At 37.8% G+C, this 22,227-nt stretch carries 21 protein-coding genes; 16 read left to right on the top strand and 5 right to left on the bottom strand.

Going from position 1 to position 22,227, the window contains the following annotated elements; genetic code table 11:
- Nucleotides 1-9: 9 nt before the first annotated feature.
- The 6 genes from ACYQ2D_RS15550 (at nucleotide 10) to ACYQ2D_RS15575 (ending at nucleotide 8,718) form a co-directional block, all read left to right on the top strand.
- Nucleotides 10-1,620, top strand: coding sequence for a response regulator transcription factor (locus ACYQ2D_RS15550; RefSeq protein WP_117457610.1), 1,611 nt, complete (start codon nucleotides 10-12; stop codon nucleotides 1,618-1,620).
- Nucleotides 1,601-3,463 carry a sensor histidine kinase gene (locus ACYQ2D_RS15555; protein ID WP_459786084.1) on the top strand — a complete coding sequence of 621 codons (1,863 nt, stop codon included), beginning with the start codon at nucleotides 1,601-1,603 and terminating at the stop codon, nucleotides 3,461-3,463. Before ACYQ2D_RS15550 ends, ACYQ2D_RS15555 begins: the two co-directional genes overlap by 20 nt.
- Before the next feature lie 4 nt (nucleotides 3,464-3,467).
- Entirely contained in the window at nucleotides 3,468-4,427 is a 960-nt protein-coding gene (locus ACYQ2D_RS15560; protein ID WP_117457609.1) for a sugar ABC transporter substrate-binding protein, read from the top strand.
- 26 nt (nucleotides 4,428-4,453) lie between these two features.
- Nucleotides 4,454-5,476, top strand: coding sequence for a galactose ABC transporter substrate-binding protein (locus ACYQ2D_RS15565; protein WP_459786086.1), 1,023 nt, complete (start codon nucleotides 4,454-4,456; stop codon nucleotides 5,474-5,476).
- 170 nt (nucleotides 5,477-5,646) lie between these two features.
- Nucleotides 5,647-7,044 (top strand): sodium-dependent transporter, encoded by a 1,398-nt coding sequence (locus tag ACYQ2D_RS15570; protein ID WP_459786088.1) that lies wholly within the window; start codon nucleotides 5,647-5,649, stop codon nucleotides 7,042-7,044.
- 303 nt (nucleotides 7,045-7,347) lie between these two features.
- On the top strand, nucleotides 7,348-8,718 hold the full coding sequence (locus tag ACYQ2D_RS15575; protein ID WP_459786090.1) for a sodium-dependent transporter: 1,371 nt from the start codon (nucleotides 7,348-7,350) through the stop codon (nucleotides 8,716-8,718).
- A 36-nt stretch (nucleotides 8,719-8,754) separates the two neighbouring features.
- Here the strand turns inward: ACYQ2D_RS15575 and ACYQ2D_RS15580 are convergent, their stop codons facing one another.
- Nucleotides 8,755-9,651 (bottom strand): LysR family transcriptional regulator, encoded by an 897-nt coding sequence (locus tag ACYQ2D_RS15580; protein WP_459786091.1) that lies wholly within the window; start codon nucleotides 9,649-9,651, stop codon nucleotides 8,755-8,757.
- A gap of 126 nt (nucleotides 9,652-9,777) precedes the next feature.
- Here ACYQ2D_RS15580 and ACYQ2D_RS15585 point away from each other — a divergent pair, with 126 nt between their 5' ends.
- From ACYQ2D_RS15585 to ACYQ2D_RS15595, 3 genes are read left to right on the top strand one after another with little or no spacing between them, the layout of a single operon-like run.
- Nucleotides 9,778-10,575: a DUF4866 domain-containing protein gene (locus ACYQ2D_RS15585; RefSeq protein WP_459786093.1), complete on the top strand. Its 798-nt coding sequence runs from the start codon at nucleotides 9,778-9,780 to the stop codon at nucleotides 10,573-10,575.
- 18 nt (nucleotides 10,576-10,593) lie between these two features.
- Complete coding sequence (locus tag ACYQ2D_RS15590) at nucleotides 10,594-11,934, top strand: threonine/serine exporter family protein (RefSeq protein WP_022302837.1); 1,341 nt, start codon at nucleotides 10,594-10,596, stop codon at nucleotides 11,932-11,934.
- 33 nt (nucleotides 11,935-11,967) lie between these two features.
- Nucleotides 11,968-12,648, top strand: a complete 681-nt coding sequence (locus tag ACYQ2D_RS15595; protein WP_022302836.1) for a YoaK family protein — start codon at nucleotides 11,968-11,970, stop codon at nucleotides 12,646-12,648.
- A 51-nt stretch (nucleotides 12,649-12,699) separates the two neighbouring features.
- On the opposite strand, the gene pdxT is transcribed toward ACYQ2D_RS15595, so the two are convergent.
- Both pdxT and pdxS read right to left on the bottom strand, forming a co-directional pair.
- Nucleotides 12,700-13,263 carry a pyridoxal 5'-phosphate synthase glutaminase subunit PdxT gene (gene pdxT / locus ACYQ2D_RS15600; protein WP_444147719.1) on the bottom strand — a complete coding sequence of 188 codons (564 nt, stop codon included), beginning with the start codon at nucleotides 13,261-13,263 and terminating at the stop codon, nucleotides 12,700-12,702.
- Nucleotides 13,263-14,135: a pyridoxal 5'-phosphate synthase lyase subunit PdxS gene (pdxS, locus tag ACYQ2D_RS15605; protein ID WP_117457990.1), complete on the bottom strand. Its 873-nt coding sequence runs from the start codon at nucleotides 14,133-14,135 to the stop codon at nucleotides 13,263-13,265. Before pdxS ends, pdxT begins: the two co-directional genes overlap by 1 nt.
- A 124-nt stretch (nucleotides 14,136-14,259) precedes the next feature.
- Here pdxS and pdxR point away from each other — a divergent pair, with 124 nt between their 5' ends.
- The gene (gene pdxR / locus ACYQ2D_RS15610) at nucleotides 14,260-15,660 is read left to right on the top strand and encodes a MocR-like pyridoxine biosynthesis transcription factor PdxR (RefSeq protein WP_459786095.1); all 1,401 of its coding nucleotides are present in this window, start codon (nucleotides 14,260-14,262) and stop codon (nucleotides 15,658-15,660) included.
- A 38-nt stretch (nucleotides 15,661-15,698) separates the two neighbouring features.
- On the opposite strand, the gene ACYQ2D_RS15615 is transcribed toward pdxR, so the two are convergent.
- Nucleotides 15,699-15,959: a toxin PIN gene (locus ACYQ2D_RS15615; RefSeq protein ID WP_372555656.1), complete on the bottom strand. Its 261-nt coding sequence runs from the start codon at nucleotides 15,957-15,959 to the stop codon at nucleotides 15,699-15,701.
- A gap of 419 nt (nucleotides 15,960-16,378) precedes the next feature.
- Between ACYQ2D_RS15615 and proC the strand changes: the two genes are divergently transcribed.
- Complete coding sequence (gene proC, locus ACYQ2D_RS15620; protein ID WP_459786097.1) at nucleotides 16,379-17,173, top strand: pyrroline-5-carboxylate reductase; 795 nt, start codon at nucleotides 16,379-16,381, stop codon at nucleotides 17,171-17,173.
- A gap of 318 nt (nucleotides 17,174-17,491) precedes the next feature.
- Nucleotides 17,492-17,665 carry a hypothetical protein gene (locus ACYQ2D_RS15625; protein WP_459786099.1) on the top strand — a complete coding sequence of 58 codons (174 nt, stop codon included), beginning with the start codon at nucleotides 17,492-17,494 and terminating at the stop codon, nucleotides 17,663-17,665.
- Here ACYQ2D_RS15625 and ACYQ2D_RS15630 read toward each other — a convergent pair whose 3' ends face one another.
- Nucleotides 17,666-18,124, bottom strand: coding sequence for a CYTH domain-containing protein (locus ACYQ2D_RS15630; RefSeq protein WP_372555620.1), 459 nt, complete (start codon nucleotides 18,122-18,124; stop codon nucleotides 17,666-17,668).
- A 98-nt stretch (nucleotides 18,125-18,222) separates the two neighbouring features.
- Between ACYQ2D_RS15630 and ACYQ2D_RS15635 the strand changes: the two genes are divergently transcribed.
- The 4 genes from ACYQ2D_RS15635 (at nucleotide 18,223) to clpX (ending at nucleotide 22,221) form a co-directional block, all read left to right on the top strand.
- Complete coding sequence (locus tag ACYQ2D_RS15635) at nucleotides 18,223-18,768, top strand: DJ-1 family glyoxalase III (RefSeq protein WP_022304754.1); 546 nt, start codon at nucleotides 18,223-18,225, stop codon at nucleotides 18,766-18,768.
- Between the two features lie 141 nt (nucleotides 18,769-18,909).
- On the top strand, nucleotides 18,910-20,220 hold the full coding sequence (tig, locus tag ACYQ2D_RS15640) for a trigger factor (protein ID WP_444139232.1): 1,311 nt from the start codon (nucleotides 18,910-18,912) through the stop codon (nucleotides 20,218-20,220).
- Nucleotides 20,221-20,260: 40 nt separating this feature from the next.
- Nucleotides 20,261-20,845: an ATP-dependent Clp endopeptidase proteolytic subunit ClpP gene (clpP, locus tag ACYQ2D_RS15645; RefSeq protein ID WP_022304756.1), complete on the top strand. Its 585-nt coding sequence runs from the start codon at nucleotides 20,261-20,263 to the stop codon at nucleotides 20,843-20,845.
- 80 nt (nucleotides 20,846-20,925) lie between these two features.
- The gene (clpX, locus tag ACYQ2D_RS15650) at nucleotides 20,926-22,221 is read left to right on the top strand and encodes an ATP-dependent Clp protease ATP-binding subunit ClpX (RefSeq protein ID WP_117457798.1); all 1,296 of its coding nucleotides are present in this window, start codon (nucleotides 20,926-20,928) and stop codon (nucleotides 22,219-22,221) included.
- Nucleotides 22,222-22,227: the final 6 nt, after the last annotated feature.

Consider the following 22,227-nt stretch of genomic DNA (forward strand, 5'->3'; position numbering starts at 1 on the left):
GAAAAGCGGATGAATACATATAGCTTGCTTTTGGTAGATGATGAAGAAGAAGTAACACAAGTGATTGAAAGAAAAATAGATTGGGACAAGCTTGGATTTTGCGTAATTGGTCATGCGAATAATGGTTTAAAGGCGCTTGAGATGATAGAGGAATTCCAACCGGATGTAGTAATGACAGATATTCGAATGCCTTATATGGACGGGATGCAGCTTTGTGGCGAAATCAAAAGCCGATATCCGACAACAAAAATTTTGTTATTTACCGGCTTTGATGAATTTGAATATGCAAAAGAAGCCGTTCACTTGGAGATCGAAGAATATATCTTAAAACCGTTAAATGCGATTGAACTAACAGAAGTATTTGCAAAATTAAAACAGAAATTGGATCAGGAAATCGACGAAAAACGAAATGTAGAAACGCTGCAAAAGTATTATATGGATTCCTTACCGCTGCTTCAGGCAAACTTTTATTCGACTTTAATTGAAGGACGCATTTATGAAGAACAGTTAGAACAATATTTAAAAGATTATCAAATTCAATTTGAAGCGCCTGTGTTTGGCTGCATCGTGATTCATACATCGACCAATCGGGTGCCGGAAGGAATGAATCCGCAACTGTTAGCAATTTCAGTTGAAAGGCAGGCAAAAGAGCAATTAGCACCAAAATGGAAAGCGAAATGCTTTGCTTATTTAGGAAATACTGTTTTAATTGTACAGCTTAGACAGGAAAGTGAGATTTCGGAATTGACAGACGAATGTGACCGCTTTTGTAAATATGTGCATAGAATTCTTGGCGCCGTTACCACCATCGGAGTTGGGGCAGTTTGTAACGAACTGCTGGAATTATCAAAATCTTATCAAGGAGCAAAAGAGGCGGTTTCCTACAGAGTATTATATGGAAGTTCCAGAGCAATTAATATTAAGGAAATTGTTCCGAAAAAACAGGTCGACCAGGAAGTGTCAAGCGAGGGAGAACTTTTAGAACTATTTAAAATGATTCGCCTTGGCTCCGAAGCACAAATAGAAGAAAGCGTGGAAAATTATTTAAAACATTTGTTTGTGCCATCTGAGACACTACAAAAACATCATGTTGCATTAATGGAACTAATCAGTACCTTGTATCGTTTTTCTGAAAATAATGAAATTAGCAGTAAAGAGTTTTCCGGAGAAATGGGAGAGATTTATCAGATTTTAATCAATTTAGAACCGGAAGGACTAAAAAAATGGTTGTTAAAAGTGAGCCTCTCTTTTCGGGAGCAGATTACAGATGCCCGTTCGTCTTCTACAAAGTCGTTGATCACAAAAGCAAAAACCTATGTAGAAAGTCATTATAGAGAAGAAGGGCTTTCTTTGGATGATATTTGTGAAGAATTAGGAGTGTCAAATTCGTATTTTTCGAGCATGTTTAAAAAAGAGACCGGAAATTCTTTTGTGGGTTATCTGACAGAGTATCGTATGGAAAAAGCATGTAAACGTTTAATAGAAACAAACGAAAAAAGTTACATGATTGCAAAAAGTGTAGGATATACCGACGCAAATTATTTTAGTTATGTATTTAAAAGACAATATGGAGTTTCTCCATCGAAATATAGAACGGAGTATGCAAAAGGTGAGAAATAAAATCGCAAACTATTTAGAGAGATTAAAACCAGGCGGAATCCAGTCGACGATTATGGTTGCGTTTTCTATTATTTCTGTTTCAATCATGCTGCTTACGGGAATTGTAATGTATATGCGTTTCTCTAACTTATCCAGGCAGGAAATGATTAAAAGCACACAAAAGCTGATGGAACAAAGCAAAGAAAGCATGGAAGATTATCTGATGAATATGAGACAAATTTCCGATGCAGCTTATTATAGTGTGATAAAAGAAAGCGATTTTTCTACGGAGTCAGAAGAAATTCAAAAAGGAATGCAGTTATTATATGAAGCAAATAAAAGTAGATTAAGAAGTATCGCAATTTATAATAATTTTGGAAGTCTGATTGCAGCAGAGCCGGTCGTATCTCAAAAAGAGGATCCAAATGTGACAAAGCAGGATTGGTTTATCCATGCGATGGATGAAATGGAAAATATACATTTTTCGATTCCACATATCCAGAATTTATTTGATGATGGAACGTTTCGCTATTATTGGGTTATTTCTTCAAGTCGTGTTGTGGAGTTGACAAATGGTGTAAATTCACAAAAAGGTGTCTTGTTGGTAGATATGGATTATTCTGAAATCTCACGTATGATGGATCAGATTAACACCTTAGAAAATGGGCAGTATTTTTATTTATGTGATAGTAATGGCAAAATTATTTATCATCCGAGACAGATGCAGATTAGTGACGGAAAGCTCAGTGAAAGCAGCGAAGCGGCCGCAAAATCACAAAAGATGATTTATGATGAATACTTCGAGGGAAAACATAGAAAGGTAATCGTAAGTCCAATCAGTTATACCGGTTGGAAATTAGTTGGTGTGATACCGTATTCGATTTTTACAAATCAGTTGACGAATTTGCAATGTTTTATTGTGATGTTGATGCTGTTAATGGCAATGATGTTAGTGCTTGTCAATCGAATTGTTTCACTTCGAATTTCAAGTCCGATTTTAAAATTGAATCATTCGGTATCAGAGCATGAGGCCGGAAAAGAACCGGATATTTATATTGGTGGTTCCCTGGAAATCCGGCATTTAGGTAAGTCAATCCAAAATTCCTATAAACGTAATGAAGCGTTGATGAATGAAATTGTATGGGAGCAAAATGAAAGGCGAAAAAGTGAGCTGGATGCCTTACAAAGTCAGATTAATCCTCATTTTTTATATAATACGTTAGATTCGATTACCTGGATGATTGAGGGAGAGCGAAATGACGAAGCGACTTTTATGATCTCGCAGCTTGCAAGACTATTCCGCATCAGTCTTTCAAAAGGGCATACGATTATCAGCTTAAAAGATGAATTGCAACATGCAAAAAGTTATATGAATATCCAGAAAGTGCGTTATAAAAATAAATTTCAGGTTGCTTTTGAAGTAGATGAAGAATTGGAACAATATTGTGCGGTGAAATTAACGCTGCAGCCAATTCTTGAAAATGCAATTAACTATGGAATGAGCTTGTTGGAAGAAGATGAGGACGGAGAAATTAAGGTTCAGGTAACAAAAGAAGAGGGAACGTTGATTTTATCCGTGATTGATAATGGAATTGGGATTCCACAAGAAGAAATTGAATTTCTTTTGATGGATACGAATCGAGTTCACAAGAAAGGTTCGGGAGTAGGGCTTACGAATGTAAATAACAGAATTCAAATCTTATTTGGAAAAGAGTATGGCTTAAAAATCGAAAGTGAACTTGATGAAGGAACAACAGTTTTGATTCGTATTCCTGCAATCGTATATACAGAAGAAAATCGTCGGATTCTTGAAAAAGGTTATTTATTCAGCAAGGATCAAATACAGAAAAAAGACAGGGAATAAATTTATGAAAAGTAGCAAAAAAATGTTTATTTTAGTGGAATGCATTTTAGGATGTTTGCTGATCGGAATGATTATTTTTACAGTTCAAAAGAGGCAAGGGCAGGATTTAAAAAGAATTTCCGTAATCATTCAAAATTCAGATGAAACGCAATGGTCGGCTTTTAAGTATGGATTAAAGATGGCAGCACAGGATGAAAATGTGGATGTATTTATTATAAATCCGACACAGTTTCAGACTGCAAAAGAGGAAATGTCTGCTATTCAACATGAAATTGATAAAGGAGCAGATGCACTGATTATCGAGCCGGTAGCAGACGAAACGCTTGCAGAACAGTTAAAAAAAATAAAGGTACCGGTGTTATTGCTTTCTGAACTTTCGGCAGCGCCTGAAAACACTTCCAAAATTCCTGTAGCAGAGCCGGACCATTATGAAATGGGAAAACGTCTGGTAGAAGAGTTGTTAAAGGATAACGATGGAAAATTAAAGCAGAAGAAAGTCGGAATTTTTTTAAGTAATAATCGTTCTGAAGCAATTAAAAAGCGAGAAAAAGGAGTACAGGATGCTTTGTCAGAAACAGATGCCAAAATCTGTTGGGTGACAGAAGCGGGAGAAGATGCAAAGCTATTAAAACAGCAGGAAAAGGTAGATTATCTGTTTGCGTTAGATGATAGAAGTCTGGTAGAGGCAGGAAAAGCGGTAAAAGAAAATGAAATTTATGGTTCTATGATTTATGGAATTGGCTGCTCGACAGAGGCAGCATATTATCTGGATACCGGAGAAGCAGAGTGTTTGCTTGTACCGGATGAATTTAATGTGGGATATGAAAGTCTGGTAGAACTCTCACACGCTTTAAAAAAAATGACGTATTGTGTGCATGGCAAAGTATTATCTTATACTGTGCTTCGAAAAGAAAATTTATTTTCAGAAAAAAATCAGGAATTGTTATTTAAGATGAGTCAGTAAGAAAACAAAGAGAGGCTGAAGAAAAAATGAAACAAAAAAAACTGGCGTTCGTGTTTTTGGTATGCTTATGTGGCTTAAGTGCCTGTGGAATGCCGGAAAAAACAGAAACCGAAAAAATAAATATTGGGCTTGCTTCGTACAACCAAAGTGATACGTATATCAATGAACTGGTGTCCTGTTTTAAAGAAGAGTGCAACAGGCTGGAAACAAATCAACATAAAATATCTGTAACGGTTCAGGATGCAGCCGGTTCACAAAAAATACAGAATGATCAGGTGAAGCGTTTAATCAAAGAGGGATGTAACGTACTTTGTGTGAATCTGGCAGATCGAACCAATCCGTCTGAAATTATCGAGGCGGCAAAGAAAAGTGATATTCCGCTCATTTTCTTTAATCGGGAGCCTGTGGCAGAGGATTTGAACCAGTGGGAGAAACTGTATTATGTCGGAGCAAAAGCAAAGCAGTCCGGAGTCATGCAGGGAGAGCTGGCAGCAGATTTGATTTGGGAACGAAAAACGGTTGATCGAAATAAAGACGGAAAAATTCAGTATGTTGTATTGGAAGGGGAAATGGGACATCAGGATGCAATCGTAAGAACAGAGAGTGCAGTTGACAGTTTGAAAGAAAAAGGAGTTGAATTAGAAAAACTAAGTTATGAAATCGCAAACTGGAATCGGGCACAGGCTCAAAATCGAATGACACAGATGATCAATCAATATAACAATCAGATTGAACTTGTGCTGGCAAATAATGACGATATGGCACTTGGAGCGATTGATGCCTATGAAAAGCTCGGCTATACAGAGACTGATATTCCGGCCTTTTTGGGAATTGATGGCACAGATGAAGGTTTAGAAGCTGTTTTAGAAGAAAAGATGGCCGCTACGGTATATAATGATAAAGAGGCACAGGCAAATGCAATGGCACAGCTTGCACGTCAGCTTGTTACCGGAGAAAAAATGAAAAAAGTGGAATTTGAAAATCAAAGATATATCTATTTGCCTTATGAAAAAGTGACGAAAGATAATGTACAGGATTTTCTGAAATAAAGAAATTGACAATAAAGAGTGTTTAATGATAAAATGTACCAATGAAAATTCCGGTGAAGGAGTAGCAGACGCTGTTTGGCGTAGCAAATCAACACACTGACTGATGAGGTCTGGATTGTTTTGATGGTATGATATCTAAGTATCAAATAAAAAAGATGAGGTGAAAGAGAATGAAACAAAAAAGTGGATTCAGCGGTCAGATAGGATTCGTATTTGCTGCCGCTGGAAGTGCCGTGGGAGTCGGCAATTTATGGAGGTTTCCTTACCTGGCTGCGAAAGATGGAGGGGGACTCTTTCTGATTATCTATCTTGTATTGGTTCTGACCTTTGGTTTTACTTTACTGACTACAGATATTGCAATCGGACGAAAAACCGGAAAAAGTGCGATTTACGCCTATGAGTCAATGCGTAAAAAATGGAAATTTTTAGGAATCTTGACTTTCCTTGTTCCGGTATTGATTATGACTTATTATGCAGTTATTGGTGGATGGATTTTAAAATATATTACTATTTATTTGTTTAGTTCAGGAAAACAGGCAGTAGATGATAATTGTTTTACTTCCTTTATTTCTTCGCCATCCTCTGTGTGGTTTGGTGTTATCTTTATGCTGTTAACGGCTCTTATTGTTTATAATGGAGTCGAAAAAGGAATTGAACGAGTTTCTAAGTTTATCATGCCGATTCTTTTAGTCATGGTAATTGGAATTGCCATATTTTCATTAACTCTGAAGAATACACTGGATGATGGAACAGTAAGAACCGGTATTGATGGTTTAAAAGTTTATTTAACTCCTGATCTTTCCGGGCTTACAGTGAGTCGTTTCTTACAGATTACACTGGATGCCATGAGCCAGTTATTCTTTTCTTTAAGTGTATCTATGGGTATCATGATTACTTATGGTTCTTATGTAAAAAAAGACGTTGATTTAAATAAGGCCGTATCCCAGATTGAAATTATGGATACCGGTGTTGCATTTTTAGCAGGTGTTATGATTATCCCGGCTGTCTATGTATTCTCTGGATTAGACGGAATGTCCGCCGGCCCTGGGCTGATGTTTGTTTCCCTGCCAAAAGTATTTTTCAGTATGGGATTTGCCGGCAGATTAATTGGAATTGTATTTTTCGTACTTGCCGGATTTGCAGCATTAACTTCCTGTATTTCTGTATTGGAATCCATTGCTGCAAACTGTATGGAATTATTTCATGCAAAAAGAAAAATTACAACAAAAGTGTTATCTGTTATTTACTTAATTGCAACAGCAGTCATTGCTCTGGGATACAGTATCTTTTATGTGGAAGTCAAACTTCCGAATGGAAGTATCGGACAGTTATTAGATATTATGGACTATATCAGTAATAGTTTCCTGATGCCGTTTATTTCGTTGCTTTCTTCTATTTTAATCGGATGGATTATGAAACCGAAGTGGATTGCGGAAGAGATGGAATTAAATGGTAGCAAATTTGGCCGAAAAAAATTATATAACATTATGATTTGTTACATCATGCCGGTGATTATGACCATTTTGTTCTTACAGTCTACCGGTTTCCTGAATTTATTTATTAAATGATGAGAGAGTCAAAAACAGAGAGTTCCGGTTGAAAGGTTCTCTCTGTTTTTAATTTAACCAAATCAAGTAAGTCCCCTGCTTCAATTGCGAAAAGCAATAAGCAGGGGCGGGGACTTGCTTGTATCAGGAGGGGGCAAGTCCCTTCTGATAAGCTGCGTAGCAGCTATTTGGTTATGAGCAAGTAGCGAAGCGGATTGCGAATATCCACTTGACTGGCAAAAAACCTCCAGTCCTTATGATTGCTTTTTTGCCATGCCTATGTTACACTAAGAGGTATATTCAAAAAAGAAGGAGAATATTTTTATGAACAAAAACAAGAAAAGAAGTACCTTCTCTGGAAAACTCGGTTTTGTATTGTCAGCAGCCGGTGCTTCTGTAGGCCTTGGAAATATTTGGCGATTTCCATATCTGGCAGCGAAATATGGCGGAGGAATCTTTTTACTGGTCTACATCATACTGGCACTGACATTTGGCTATACCATGATTATGGCAGAGAGTTCTTTAGGACGTATGACCAGAAAGAGTCCCGTTGGTGCATTTGAGCACTTTGGAAAGTCAAAGGGATTTGCAGTTGGAGGATGGATTAATGCAATTATTCCGATTCTGATTGTACCGTATTATTCCGTTATCGGAGGATGGGTTATTAAATATCTGGTGGGATATATAGGAGGACAGTCCAAGAATCTGGCTTCCGATAATTATTTTTCCAGCTTTATTTCAAATGGATTATCAACAGAAATCTGTTTCTTAATCTTTACCCTTGCCACACTTGGAATTATTTATGCAGGTGTGCGTAACGGAATTGAGCGGGTATCTAAATTTATGATGCCGATTCTGGTTGTATTATCAGTTATTATTGCAGTTTATTCTGTGACAAGACCAGGAGCAATTGAAGGTGTAAAATATTTCTTAGTACCGAATTTTAAGAACTTTTCCTGGATGACAGTAGTGTCTGCAATGGGACAGATGTTTTATTCTTTGTCAATTGCGATGGGTATTTTAGTAACGTTTGGTTCTTATATGAAGAAAGATACTTCAATTGAGGAATCAACCCAAAATGTAGAAATTTTTGATACTGCAATTGCAATCATGGCAGGTCTTATGATTATTCCGGCAGTATTTGCTTTCTCCGGTGGAAATGCAGATACCTTAAATGCAGGACCGGCACTGATGTTTATTACCATTCCAAAAGTATTTGCAAATATGGGATTCGGAACTGCGGTTGGAATTTTATTTTTCCTGTTAGTATTGTTTGCGGCAATCACAAGTTCCATTGCATTAACAGAAAGTGCAGTATCAACTTTTGAAGATGAATTACACTGGACTCGTAAAAAATCCACAGTTGTAATGGGTGCGATTATGATTTTACTTGGTACATTATCTTGTCTTGGCTATGGTCCGCTTGCCGGTATTAAAATCATTGGAATGCAGTTTTTGGATTTCTTTGATTTCCTGACAAACTCTGTTATGATGCCGATTGCAGCGATTGCTACTTGTCTGTTGATATCAAGAGTGGTAGGAGTCGATAAAATTGAAGAAGAAGTGGTACAAGAGGGACATCCATTTAAGAGAAGACAGATTTTCCGTTTTATGATTAAATACTTATGTCCGATTTTTGCGGCAATTATTTTGATCAGTTCAGTGGCAAATGCGTTTGGATTAATTTCCATGTAAATCAATAATGTAAAAAAAGCTGTAGTGGGGTTAACACTATAGCTTTTTTTCTTCAAGAAGAATCTTTTTTAATTTTTGTGCAGCAATGCTCATTGGTCGTTTAGAATCATATACCATACATACATGACGTTTCGGAACCTTATCTTTTAGGGGAATCTGAACAATATCCTGTCTTTGAAGTGCTTCTTTTGTCATCTCTTCTGGCAGAAAAGCAAGTCCCAGTTCATTTTTTACCAATGGAAGAATCTGGTCAGTTGTTGCAGCTTCTGTATCGGGAATCAGTTCGATTCCATGGGAAAGAAACAAGTTATAGTAAAAATGATAGGTGGCTGTTTCTAAGCCAAGACAAATAAAAGGATATTTTATCAGGTCTTTCAGAAAAAATTTTTGAGTGGCAAGGGAGGTAAACGTTTTCCCTCCGATTAAAATTTCCTGAAAAGATTTTAGTTTTAACTCTTTTAATGGTGCATCAAGCTGAGTTGGAGTTGTGACAACCGCAAAATCGATTTCACCGCTTCGTACAGAACGAATAGCTTGTGGAGTAGAATGATTACAGATTTTTAAACGAACACCGGGATAAGCGATATGAAATTTTTTTAGATGTTCCAGTAAATAAATATTCAGTGCGGTTTCACTTGCACCGATAGAAATGCTGCCGTGTTCTAGTCTAACACTGTCAGAGAGTTCTTCTTCTGCCAGCTGAAGCTGAGTCATGGCGGCAGAAACTCTTGTAAAAAGTCGTTCGCCTTCTGGTGTTAAACAGACTCCACGGTTTGTCCGGACAAATAATGTGCAGTTGAGTTCGTGTTCCAAACAGTTCATTGCACGTGTGATATTTGGCTGGCTGTTATTCAGAACATGGGCAGCTTTAGTAAAATTATTGTATTTTGCCACATAATAAAAAATTTTATAATATTCAAAATTTACATTCATACGAAAACTCCTTGACATATCAAAAAAATATTTCTATTATATCAATGATATCTTTTACTTATTTCTAATATGAAATTATAATCTTTTTAGAATAAAAAAACAAGAGAAATATAGGGAGATGGTGTTATGTCATTAGTATTACCACGAGAAGAAGAGGTTGAAAATATATTTTCGAGGATTCTTTCTTCAGAACAATCCTGTGAAAGATTAATGGAGACATTTTATGATCATTTATGTGATGACAATCGATATATGGATCCGGATCCGCATCATTTTGCGGAAGTTTTGCTGAATGCATATAAAAATGGAGATGTGAGTGCACTTTTGCTTGAACTCTGTAATCGCAGTATGTTTGATTTATTAAAGGAGTCTTATTTAATACCGAGACGGTTCCATGGAAAATGCGGGGAGAATCCCGTTCTTCTTACCGATGTAGACGGAGAGTTATTACAAGAAAAAAAAGCAGTTGTTTCAAAACATGAATATAAAAAATTTCGGGAAATTTATCAGATGCATAAAGCAGCTCCGCGTTCCAAATTATATCTGGCAGATGGATATAATCTGGTCAGATATTACACTTCAGGTATGAATATTTGCGAGAAACAGGAAAATAAAGAGAGAGGAATTCTCATCTTATATGCGCTTCCGGATACAAAGAAATTGAATCTGACCGAAGCACAGGCATATGATATTATCTGGTCTGTTTTCCACAAAATACAAAAAGAAGCATTTTCAGCTGTAGTATATTATGGTCAGGAAACAGGCAGTAAACCCGGAAAATCGTTTGATGAATTAGGCGTTCTTTTGCCAATTCATCAGTTTGAATCAAAAATGCTTCAGCATCTTGAAGTAATAGATGGACTGGTGCTGGCATGTCGAGAAGAAATGATAAAAATGGCAGGAACAGACAGCTTTGATTTATAGACGAAAAGAGGGAAAAATATGAGGACAAAAAAGAATGAAGCGACAATTAAGAAAAATCATATGGATGTCCTCTGGCATGAATATACGGATAAAAAAGATTTAACACCAATTACAGGGGCGAGTCTGTCAGAAAAAGCATCTGTAATTGGAAGAGTTGGAATTATGATGCTTGCCTGTGGCACAGGAGCATGGCGTGTCCGTAGTTCCATGAATGAATTATCGGAACTTATGAATGTTACTTGTACAGTTGATATTGGGTTAATGTCAATTAATTATACATGTTTTGATGGAAATGATAGTTTTAGTCAGTCTTTATGTCTGACCAATACAGGGGTAAATACGTCGCAGCTGAATCGTCTGGAAAAGCTGGTAAGCAATTTCGCAACAGATGAAATCGGGCAAAGTTGTGAAAAAATTCATTCAAGACTGGATAAAATTGAAAAAATTCATGGTCTATATTCTCCTGTTACTTTAGCTGTATTCGCAGCATTGGCTTGTGGTGCATTTACTTTCCTTCTTGGCGGAGGAATTGTAGAAATGTTATGTGCATTTGCAGGTGCAGGAATAGGAAACTATATCAGGTGTAAACTTTCAAAACATCATTTTACGCTGTTTTTATGTATCATTTCTTCGGTATCCACAGCCTGTCTTACTTATACGGTTTTGTTAAAATTATTGGAGCTTATTTTTGCTGTGAATTTACAGCATGAAGCAGGGTATATTTGTTCTATGCTGTTTATTATTCCGGGATTTCCATTTATTACGAGTGGAATTGATCTTGCAAAGCTGGATATGCGTTCGGGAACAGAGAGGCTTGCTTATTCAATGATTATTGTAACGGTTGCAACGATGACAGCATGGATACTTGCTATGGTACTGGGGCTTAAACCAATACCATTTTTGCCTTTAGAGTTTGCCTTATGGCAGTGGATTGTGTTTCGTTTACTTGCCAGTTTCTGTGGGGTTTTAGGATTTTCTATTATGTTTAACAGCCCTATTCGTCTTGCTGCTGCCGCTGGTATAATAGGTGCGATATCAAATACAACGAGATTGGAGCTGATTGACCTCTTATCTCTGCCCCCGGCAGCAGCAGCTTTTATTGGTGCCTTTTTTGCGGGGATTCTTGCTTCAACGTTAAAAGGTATGGCAGGTTATCCAAGAATTTCCATTACAGTTCCATCAATTGTAATTATGGTTCCCGGACTATATCTATATAAAGGATTTTATAATCTTGGAATTATGAATCTGACAGCGGCAGCTTCGTGGCTTGCATCGGCACTGCTTATCATTTTAGCATTGCCTTTAGGACTTATATTTGCAAGAATTATTACGGATAAAACATTCAGGTACTGTACTTGAGTGAAAGAATAATAAATTAATTGGGGAGATAAAATGAGAACTTTAAATTTTCAACATGTAGGAAGACAGATGTCAGAATCATTTTTGACGGCCGCTGTACTGTCCATATCCGGCGGGCTTCAGGATGTGTATACTTATGTTTCACGAGGTGAAGTATTTGCAAATGCGCAGACAGGAAATATTGTATTATTTAGCCAGAATGTATTTGCATGTAACTGGGAACTTACGATTCGTTACCTGGTTCCGGTTTTGTTTTTTGCATTTGGAGTGGCAGTTGCGACGTGGATTCGTCAGTCTTTTCAAAATGCCCAGAGACTTCATTGGAGACAGATTATTTTACTGATTGAAATTGTTTTGTTGTTTTTGGTTGGATTTATGCCGGAAGAACAAAATCTGATTGCCAATGCACTGGTGTCCTTTTCCTGTGCAATGCAGGTTCAATCCTTTAGAAAAGTTGCCAGCTATGCATTTGCCAGTACAATGTGTATTGGCAATCTGAGAAGTGGAATGGAGGCATTATGTTCTTATCAGCAGAATCATAATAAACAGATGCTTTATAAATCATTCCATTATTTTGGAATCATTTTTTTGTTTGCATTAGGTGCAGGAATTGGAAGCAGGTTTATTCCAATATTAGGTATGCATACAATTTGGATTTCCTGTTTGCTATTGCTTGTCGGATTTATTGTAATGTTTAAACAGGAAGAACGCTAATAAGAAATGCCAGACAGCTCTGAAAATATGGCTGTCTGGCATTTCTTTTATTTAGTTACATAAAGAGAGAAACATTTCGTGGATTCTTAAATCGTTATCAAGTTCCGGATGAAAGGCAAGGGCAATCTGTTTTTGATAGCGGACTGCTACGATTCGTTCTTCTACAACAGATAAAATTTCGACTTCATCAGAAACCTGGGAAACGTAAGGGGCACGGATAAAAGTCATTGGAACTTCTCCGATTCCTTTTATCGTTGCGTTTGTATGAAAACTTCCAAGCTGGCGACCGTAAGCGTTTCGTTTTACGGTCATCGGAATCGTCTGAAGATGTACTTTGGATTCTGCTTCCAGTTTATCGGCAAGCAGAATCATTCCGGCGCAGGTAGCAAGAACCGGCATGCCATTTTTAATCTGGGATTTTATGATATCGAACATACCAAGTTCTTTCATTAATTTTCCCTGAACGGTACTTTCTCCTCCGGGCAGTACAATTCCATCATAGTGCTGATTTAAGTCCTCTGCTTTTCTCAGTTCAATACAGTCTGCACCAAGATGTTCTAATTTTTTTTCGTGTTCAATAAAAGCGCCTTGAACGGCGAGTACTGCGATTGTCATTATTTGCCTCTTTCTGCCATCAGTAATTCAATTTCCTGCTCGTTGATTCCGACCATGGCTTCTCCTAAGTCAGCGGACAGTTCAGCAATCATTTTTGCATCGGTATAGTTTGTAACCGCTTTTACAATTGCGTTGGCACGTTTTTTCGGGTCACCGGATTTGAAGATACCGGAACCGACAAAAACACCTTCTGCGCCAAGCTGCATCATAAGTGCGGCATCAGCAGGAGTTGCAACGCCGCCTGCTGCGAAGTTTACAACCGGCAATTTGCCGTTTACATGAACATATTCAATTAATTCGTAAGGAACCTGCATCTGTTTTGCAGCTTCAAATAATTCATCTTCACGCATTCCTTTAATCTGAGCAATCGCACTGTTCATTTTGCGCATGTGGCGGACTGCCTGGACAACATCACCGGTACCAGGTTCGCCTTTGGTACGAATCATGGAAGCTCCTTCATTAATTCTTCTTAATGCTTCGCCTAAATCCTTTGCACCGCATACAAAAGGAACTTTAAAGTTTCTTTTATTGATATGATAAACATCATCTGCAGGAGATAATACTTCACTTTCATCAATGTAGTCAATTTCAATTGCTTCAAGAATCTGTGCTTCTACGAAATGTCCAATACGGCATTTTGCCATAACCGGAATAGAAACAGCTTCCTGAATTCCGCGAATCATTTTTGGGTCACTCATTCTTGAGACACCGCCTGCTGCACGGATGTCTGCCGGAATTCTTTCCAGTGCCATAACGGCACAGGCACCTGCCTCTTCTGCAATTTTTGCCTGTTCCGGTGTAGTAACATCCATGATAACGCCACCTTTTAACATCTGTGCCAGTTCTTTATTTAATTCATATCTGTTTTCCATTTTGAAAAGCCTCCTAAAAAATCATTTACGAAATCGCATGGGTAGATTATAATTCTAAAGTGAGTCTATTTAAATTGCCAAAATAAATATATTCAGTAAGGTCAGATTGGAGAGATAAGACAATATGCTTACTTATAATTTTACAAATATAGGGTCAGATTCCCTTTATGAATATCTGTATAAATGCATCAAAAATGATATTTTACTGGGAAGTATTAAGGCAGGGGAGAAACTGCCGTCTAAGAGAAGTTTTGCAAAAAATCTGGGTATCAGTGTCATTACGGTGGAAAATGCTTATGAACAGCTGATTGCAGAAGGTTATATTTATTCCATTCCAAAAAAAGGATTTTATGTTACGGATTTTAAACAGGTCATTGAAATTGAAAAGAAAACATTTGTAAAGGAAATGGTACCGCTTACCGGAGGGGAAAATGCATATCTGGCAGATTTTACAAGTAATCAGACAGAGAGTGAATTGTTTCCATTTACCATCTGGACCAGAACAATCCGGGAAGTTTTAAATGAAAATCAGATGCAGCTTATGATTAATCCCCCCTGCGGCGGTGTGTTTTTTCTAAGAGAAGCTATTGCAAAGCATTTAAAAGAGTTCCGTGGCATGGCGGTGTTACCGGAACAGATTATTGTAGGTGCCGGAACAGAATATTTATATGGCTTGTTAATCCAGCTTTTGGGAAATGAAAAGATTTATGCTGTGGAAAATCCGGGATATCGGAAAATTGGAAAAATCTATCAAAGTTATAAAGTGCTCTGTAAGTATATTGATATGGATAAGGAAGGCGTGGAAATTTCTAAGCTGGAAGAAAATCAAGTCGATATTGCACACATTTCGCCATCTCATCATTATCCGACAGGAATTGTGATGCCGGTCAGCAGACGCTATGAACTGCTCGGCTGGGCTTCAAAATCAGAAAATCGTTATATTATTGAAGATGACTATGACAGTGAACTGCGCTTAAGTGGTCAGCCGATTCCAACGCTGCAAAGCATGGATGTGTCTGACAAAGTGATTTATATGAATACCTTTACAAAAACACTTGCGTCCACCGTGCGTATCAGCTATATGATCCTTCCAAGAGAACTTTTTCAGCAGTATTATAAAAAACTGTCTTTTTATTCTTGTACGGTTTCTAATTTTGAACAGTATACGCTGGCAAAATTTATTGAAGAAGGTTATTTTGAAAAGCACATTAACCGGCTGCGAAATTATTATCATAATAAACGAAATACCATTGTAGAGACCATTAAAAAAAGTCGTTTGAACCAATATGTTTCCATTTCCGGAGAAGAGGCAGGAGTTCATTTTCTGATGAAGATTGAAACGAAAAAGCCACAGGAACAATTAATGGAGAACGCAAAAGCGCAGGGAATTAAACTGTCTCCATTGTCTGCGTACTATAAGGAAAATCGGGAAGAAATCCAAAACACTTATGTCATGAATTATTCTTCGATTGAATTGGAGAAGATAGAAATGGTAGTGACTCGCTTAGCAAAATGTTGTGAATAAAACATCCGGCATACAAGAAGCATGCCGGATGGCTTTTATTATAGTTTCGGACCAGACTGACTGCGATTTTTTAAGTATTCTTTTACACCCTCTACATCGCTGTAGGAAAAATGACGCAGTTCTTTGTCTGTCATCTGGCCAAGTTCTTCTAAGTCATAGCTTCCGGTGGCTGGACAGCTTGGTTTTAATTCTTCTGCGGTAAATCCAAATTCTTTGATTTGTTCCGGAGAGATATACTGGGTGACTTCGATTTTATTGCAGGATTTGCAGTGATAAACAGAAAATAATTCATTGTTCATAGTTGATAACTCCTTTAGTAGTCTTAGTTTTTTTATTAGTCTTGAAATATATTATGATGTGAGTGTCAAAAGTAAATTTTGCCACTCACTGATGAACCGGATTGCTCCATTGCTACGCAATTCCTGCAATCCTCGAACACCTCAAACTTCCATAAAACGGCGTATTCGCCCCATTTTATTGCGTTTTCGTTGTTCGGCGTGTCAATTAAGTATAAATTGCTTTTTGTGCAAGCACAACCGCAATTTATACTTTTGACACTTACATCATATTATACCATGAGAAGAGAAAAAACACAGCCAATACTTGCAAAAAAGAAAAAAACGTTGGATAATAAGAAAAAATGTATTCTCAGAATTCTTACTACACTTGATTTAAAGAATTTGAGAGTTTGTAAAACAATACAGGAGGTTTGACAGACATGAAAATAGGATTTGTAGGCTGTGGAAATATGGCAACCGCAATTATTGGCGGGATATTAGAAAAAGGAATCTTAAAAAAAGAGGATATCAAGGCATCTACGAAAACAGAAAACTCTGCTAAAAAAGTACAGGAAACACTTGGAATCGAATGTACAACCGATAATAAGGAGGCGGTACAGGATGCAGATGTAATCTTTTTAGCAGTAAAACCTCAGTTTTGTGAAGAAGTAATTCAGGAAATAAAATCAGAAATAAAATCAGAACAGGTGATTATTTCGATTGTAGCGGGAAAGAAACTGGAATGGTTGGAAGCACAGTTTGGAGCAGGTCATAAAATTATCCGTACCATGCCAAATACACCGGCGCTGGTTGGAGAAGGCATTACAGGTGTCTGCCCGAATAAAGAGGTTACAGAAAGAGAACTCGAAGATGCGCTGGTGCTGCTTCGTTCTTTTGGACGTGCAGATACCGTGACAGAAAAAATTCTGGATGTGGTTGGCGCAGTCAGCGGAAGTTCACCGGCATTTGTGTTTATGTTTATCGAAGCAATGGCAGATGGAGCAGTTGCAGAGGGCATGCCAAGAAAACAGGCATATGAATTTGCGGCACAGGCTGTATATGGAAGTGCAAAGATGGTATTAGAAACAGGTATGCATCCGGGTGAGTTAAAAGATATGGTCTGCTCACCGGCGGGAACAACAATAGAGGGAGTTGGTGTGTTAGAAGAAAGAGGCATGCGAAGTGCAGTTTCCGAAAGTATTCGTGCCTGTGTAAAGAAAACAAAACAGTTATAAAAATTCAAGTCGAACATTCGTGAGACTTGGCGCACAATTCTAGTCAGCACAAGCTGACAAATTCTTCTTAGGATCGCTGCGGTCTACACTTCGTTACGGTCCGCGCAGAACCATCGTCCACTGGACAATGTGCGCCCCACGGAGTGTTATCTCAGTCGGAGATTGAGATGATTTTGCAATATATAACATTGCAAAAGAAAAGCTCTCCTGTTAAAATAAAAGAAAAGGAATCATGGAATAGTTTTTATTTTGACAGAAGGGATGAAAATGGAACGAATTTTTCGATTAAGAAAACACTTCCGGAAGAGTAAGAATCCAGTGGCAAAGCTAGCAGGTGTTTTTTGTGGAGTGATTTTAGAATGTTATCTCTGGAAATTAGAGAGAAAGTATGGGATACAATTTGAAAAAGAACTGGATAAAAGGCAGGAAGAAACCTGGAGACGGATACAAAGACAACAGATGAAACAAAAGGGAAAAAAGCAGGAGCCTTAGTTAAATGGGCTCCTGTGTTTTACCGGCTGACAAGGTACTGTTATGATAAATTTTGGAAAAGGTGACATCTTCTCCGAACCAGTCCGGTGCAGTAAAAGAATTAGCCGAAGATTCGTCAGGAAATTCAACTTCTGCGAGAATCAGTCCTTCATAAGGGGCGTCAAATACATCTAATTCGATGGTATAAGTTTTAAAAGGAATAAGATAGCGGGTTTTGGATAAAATAATGCCGTCGGCTTTTTCTCTAAGATGATAGTAAGCCTGTTCATTTAACGGCAGATTGTATTCTTCTCTTACCATAAGTCCACGACCTTTATAAGTAAAGATATAATCGTCATCCTGTTTTCGGATTCGGATAACAGGGTCGGTGTTTAGATAGGCCTGTTCAATTTTGTGAAAAGAATATTCATTTAGGGAAAATGGCAGGTTTTTAATCAGATATTTTCTTTCGATTTCCATAAAATAAAATGCTCCTTTGATTTTTATATGATGATTGAAATATCATTTACCAGTATCGTATCATAATTTGAGAAAAAAGCAAACAGGAGGAATGTCACATGGCAAAAGTATGTGTGTTTTTAGCAGAGGGATTTGAAGAAGTAGAAGGATTGACCGTTGTTGATTTGTTAAGAAGAGCCGGAGAAGAAGTGCTTATGGTTTCGATTGGAACAAGTCTTGAAGTGACGGGCTCCCACGGGATTAAAGTGAGTGCAGACCGGTTATTTGAAGAGGCAGATTACAGTGATGCAGATATGCTTGTACTGCCGGGCGGGATGCCGGGAACTCTGCATTTAGGAGAACACAAAGGTTTAACCGAACTGTTGATAAAATTTAATGAAGCAGACAAAAAAGTAGCAGCAATCTGTGCCGCACCAGGAGTATTTGGAGCAAATGGAATTTTAAAAGGCAGAAAAGCAACCTGCTATCCAGGATGCGAGGAAAAATTAAAAGGGGCAGTTCTTTCGGAAGAAGCAGTGGTACGTGATAAGAATGTGACAACAAGCAGAGGGGTTGGAACGGCAATTGCGTTTGCGCTGGAGCTGATTAGTCAGTTAGAAGGTGAAGTAAAGGCACATCAGATAAAAAAATCAATCGTTTATTAAAAAAATGCTGGTATTTTAAAAAACCTTGTGCTATACTGTGATAATGACTGTAAGTATGAAAAATGGTCTATTTATGGGCAGAAATGCATGAATACCTAATATGCATCAATACATATAGAATTCAAGGAGGAATCATTTAAAATGAGCGTACAGGTAGAAAAACTCGAAAAAAACATGGCAAAGCTGACAGTTGAAGTATCAGCAGAAGATTTTGAAAAAGCAGTAAACACTGTTTACAACAGAAACAAAAAAAGCATCAACATTCCAGGATTCCGTAAAGGAAAAGCTCCACGTGTTATGATTGAAAAAATGTATGGAGCAGGTGTATTTTTTGAAGATGCAGCAAATCTTCTGATTAATACAGAATATCCAAAGGCAGCACAGGAAAGCGAATTAGACATCGTTTCCAGACCAACAATTGACATTGTACAGATTGAAAAAGGAAAATCTTTCATCTTTACAGCAGAAGTTGCTGTAAAACCGGAAGTTACTTTAGGTGAATATAAAGGTGTAGAAGTAGAAGTATCCGCAGCAGACGTAACAGAAGAAGAAGTTGCAGCAGAACTGAAAAAAGAACAGGAAAAGAACTCCAGAACAATCGACGTAGACGACAGAGCAGTTGCTGATGGAGACATGGTAACACTTGACTTTGAAGGATTCGTTGACGGAGTTGCTTTTGAAGGCGGAAAAGGAACCGATTATCCGCTGACAATTGGTTCTAACTCTTTCATCCCGGGATTTGAAGATCAGTTGGTTGGTGCAGTAATCGGAGAAGAAAAAGAAGTAAACGTTACTTTCCCGGAAGATTATCATGCAGAAGACCTCAAAGGAAAAGCTGCTGTATTTAAATGCACAGTAAAAGCAATTAAAGTAAAAGAACTTCCGGAATTAGATGATGAATTCGCAAAAGATGTTTCTGAATTTGAAACATTTGCAGAATACAAAGCTGATATCGAAAAGAACTTAAAAGAAAGAAAAGAAGCAGCTGCAAAACGTGAAAAAGAAGATAAAGTAGTAGATAAAGTAATTGAAAATGCACAGATGGATATTCCGGAAGCTATGGTTCAGCTTCAGATTGAGGAGCTGTTAAACAACTTTATCTCAAGACTTCAGCAGCAGGGACTTTCCATTGACCAGTACTATCAGTTCACAGGTTCTGACCGTGCAGCAATGGAAGAACAGTTAAGACCACAGGCTATGAAGACGATCCAGACACGTCTGGTACTTGAAAAAGTTGCAGAAGTAGAAGATATCCAGATTTCTGATGAAAAAGTCAATGAAGAAATTGCAAAAATGGCTGAAGCATATAAAATGACAGCTGAAAAATTAAATGAATTAATGGGTGACTACGAAAAAGAACAGATGAAGAAAGATTTAGCTGTTCAGGAAGCAGTTACTTTACTTGCAGATGCTGCAAAAGTAACAGAAGTCGTAGAAAATAAAGAGGCTTAATCAGTCCTTTGAACCTGTTTGACAGAATAGGAGGAGTTTCATGAGTTTAGTACCATATGTGATTGAACAGACAAGCAGGGGTGAGAGAAGTTATGATATCTATTCCCGCTTGCTGAAAGACAGAATTATCTTTTTAGGAGAAGAAGTAAATGATACAACTGCAAGTCTTATTATTGCTCAGCTTCTGTTCTTGGAATCAGAAGATCCTGGAAAAGATATTCAGTTATACATTAACAGCCCGGGTGGTTCAGTTTCAGCAGGATGGGGAATTTATGATACCATGCATTATATTAAATGTGATGTATCAACAATCTGCGTAGGTATGGCTGCAAGTATGGGAGCATTCCTTCTTGCAGGTGGTGCAAAAGGAAAACGTTTTGCTCTTCCGAATGCAGAAATCATGATTCATCAGCCATCTGGCGGTGCAAAGGGTCAGGCAACAGAGATTGAAATCGTTGCAAATATGATTCTGAAAACCAAAAAGAAACTGAATGAGACTCTGGCTGCAAATACTGGTCAGCCTTATGAAGTCGTTGCCAGAGATACGGAAAGAGATTATTATATGTCCGCAGAAGAGGCAAAGGCTTATGGTCTGATTGACAGCATAATTGAGTATAAAAAGTAAGACAAAAGATAAGACTCCTGCGCTTTGGCTCGGGGGTCTTTTCGCCATTAAAAAGAGAAGTAAAACAGAAAGGAAAAGAAATGGCAATGAAAGGAAATGAACCGAAAGTCCGCTGCTCATTTTGTGGAAAAACACAGGAGCAGGTGCGTAAATTGATCGCCGGACCAAACGGAACTTATATTTGTGATGAGTGTGTGGAAATCTGTGCAGAAATCTGTGCGGAAGAAAGTGCAGATTATGCAGAACCGATGAACGATGAAATTAATCTGCTGAAACCACAGGAGATTAAGTCATTTCTGGATGACTATGTAATCGGACAGGATGAAGCCAAAAAAGTACTTTCCGTAGCAGTTTATAATCATTATAAAAGAGTATTGGCAGGCAGTAATTCAGATGTAGAACTTCAGAAGAGTAATATTTTGATGTTAGGACCGACAGGTTCCGGAAAAACTCTGCTTGCACAGACACTTGCAAAACTGTTAAATGTTCCATTTGCAATCGCAGATGCGACAACACTGACAGAAGCAGGTTATGTAGGAGAGGACGTAGAAAATATTCTGCTTAAGATTATTCAGGCAGCAGATTATGATGTAGAACGTGCACAGTATGGTATTATCTACATTGATGAAATTGATAAGATTACCAGAAAATCAGAAAATACTTCCATTACCCGTGATGTATCCGGTGAAGGGGTACAGCAGGCACTGCTGAAAATTATTGAAGGAACAGTTGCAAGTGTTCCGCCTCAGGGAGGAAGAAAACACCCGCAGCAGGAATTTATCCAGATTGATACCAGCAATATTTTATTTATCTGTGGTGGTGCATTTGAGGGCTTAAATAAAATTATTGAAACCCGTATGGATACAAAATCAATCGGATTTAATACTGAGATTGCAGATAAAAAAGAACGAAATATCGGTGATGTGTTAAAAGAGGTTATGCCGCATGACCTTGTGAAATTTGGTATGATTCCGGAATTTGTCGGACGAGTACCGGTTGTTGTCTCTTTAGATGCGTTGGATAAAGAAGCTCTGGTTCGTATCTTAAAAGAGCCGAAAAACTCTTTAGTAAAACAGTACGAAAAACTGTTTGAATTAGATGGCGTGAAATTAGAGTTTGATGAATCCGCAATTAATGCCATTGCAGAAAAATCTATGACAAGAAAAACCGGAGCGAGAGGACTTCGCGCTATCATGGAGAATACCATGATGGATTTAATGTATGAAATTCCATCCGATGAGACCATCCGTTCCTGCAAGATTACCAAAGAAGTGGTAGAGGGAACAGGAAGTGCCGAACTTGAACATGGAGAGATGCAGCCTCCGACAAGAAGAAGCAAAGGCGGACGCAAACGCAATAAACCGGAAACGGCATAAAAGAGG

Source organism: Blautia stercoris, assembly GCF_054657695.1.

Excerpts from the sequence above, each read along its gene's own strand:
- ACYQ2D_RS15550 (WP_117457610.1), top strand. The coding sequence starts at position 10 with ATGAATACATATAGCTTGCTTTTGGTAGATGATGAAGAAGAAGTAACA.
- ACYQ2D_RS15555 (WP_459786084.1), top strand. The coding sequence starts at position 1,601 with ATGCAAAAGGTGAGAAATAAAATCGCAAACTATTTAGAGAGATTAAAA.
- ACYQ2D_RS15560 (WP_117457609.1), top strand. The coding sequence starts at position 3,468 with ATGAAAAGTAGCAAAAAAATGTTTATTTTAGTGGAATGCATTTTAGGA.
- ACYQ2D_RS15565 (WP_459786086.1), top strand. The coding sequence starts at position 4,454 with ATGAAACAAAAAAAACTGGCGTTCGTGTTTTTGGTATGCTTATGTGGC.
- ACYQ2D_RS15570 (WP_459786088.1), top strand. The coding sequence starts at position 5,647 with ATGAAACAAAAAAGTGGATTCAGCGGTCAGATAGGATTCGTATTTGCT.
- ACYQ2D_RS15575 (WP_459786090.1), top strand. The coding sequence starts at position 7,348 with ATGAACAAAAACAAGAAAAGAAGTACCTTCTCTGGAAAACTCGGTTTT.
- ACYQ2D_RS15580 (WP_459786091.1), bottom strand. The coding sequence starts at position 9,651 with ATGAATGTAAATTTTGAATATTATAAAATTTTTTATTATGTGGCAAAA.
- ACYQ2D_RS15585 (WP_459786093.1), top strand. The coding sequence starts at position 9,778 with ATGTCATTAGTATTACCACGAGAAGAAGAGGTTGAAAATATATTTTCG.
- ACYQ2D_RS15590 (WP_022302837.1), top strand. The coding sequence starts at position 10,594 with ATGAGGACAAAAAAGAATGAAGCGACAATTAAGAAAAATCATATGGAT.
- ACYQ2D_RS15595 (WP_022302836.1), top strand. The coding sequence starts at position 11,968 with ATGAGAACTTTAAATTTTCAACATGTAGGAAGACAGATGTCAGAATCA.
- pdxT (WP_444147719.1), bottom strand. The coding sequence starts at position 13,263 with ATGACAATCGCAGTACTCGCCGTTCAAGGCGCTTTTATTGAACACGAA.
- pdxS (WP_117457990.1), bottom strand. The coding sequence starts at position 14,135 with ATGGAAAACAGATATGAATTAAATAAAGAACTGGCACAGATGTTAAAA.
- pdxR (WP_459786095.1), top strand. The coding sequence starts at position 14,260 with ATGCTTACTTATAATTTTACAAATATAGGGTCAGATTCCCTTTATGAA.
- ACYQ2D_RS15615 (WP_372555656.1), bottom strand. The coding sequence starts at position 15,959 with ATGAACAATGAATTATTTTCTGTTTATCACTGCAAATCCTGCAATAAA.
- proC (WP_459786097.1), top strand. The coding sequence starts at position 16,379 with ATGAAAATAGGATTTGTAGGCTGTGGAAATATGGCAACCGCAATTATT.
- ACYQ2D_RS15630 (WP_372555620.1), bottom strand. The coding sequence starts at position 18,124 with ATGGAAATCGAAAGAAAATATCTGATTAAAAACCTGCCATTTTCCCTA.
- ACYQ2D_RS15635 (WP_022304754.1), top strand. The coding sequence starts at position 18,223 with ATGGCAAAAGTATGTGTGTTTTTAGCAGAGGGATTTGAAGAAGTAGAA.
- tig (WP_444139232.1), top strand. The coding sequence starts at position 18,910 with ATGAGCGTACAGGTAGAAAAACTCGAAAAAAACATGGCAAAGCTGACA.
- clpP (WP_022304756.1), top strand. The coding sequence starts at position 20,261 with ATGAGTTTAGTACCATATGTGATTGAACAGACAAGCAGGGGTGAGAGA.
- clpX (WP_117457798.1), top strand. The coding sequence starts at position 20,926 with ATGGCAATGAAAGGAAATGAACCGAAAGTCCGCTGCTCATTTTGTGGA.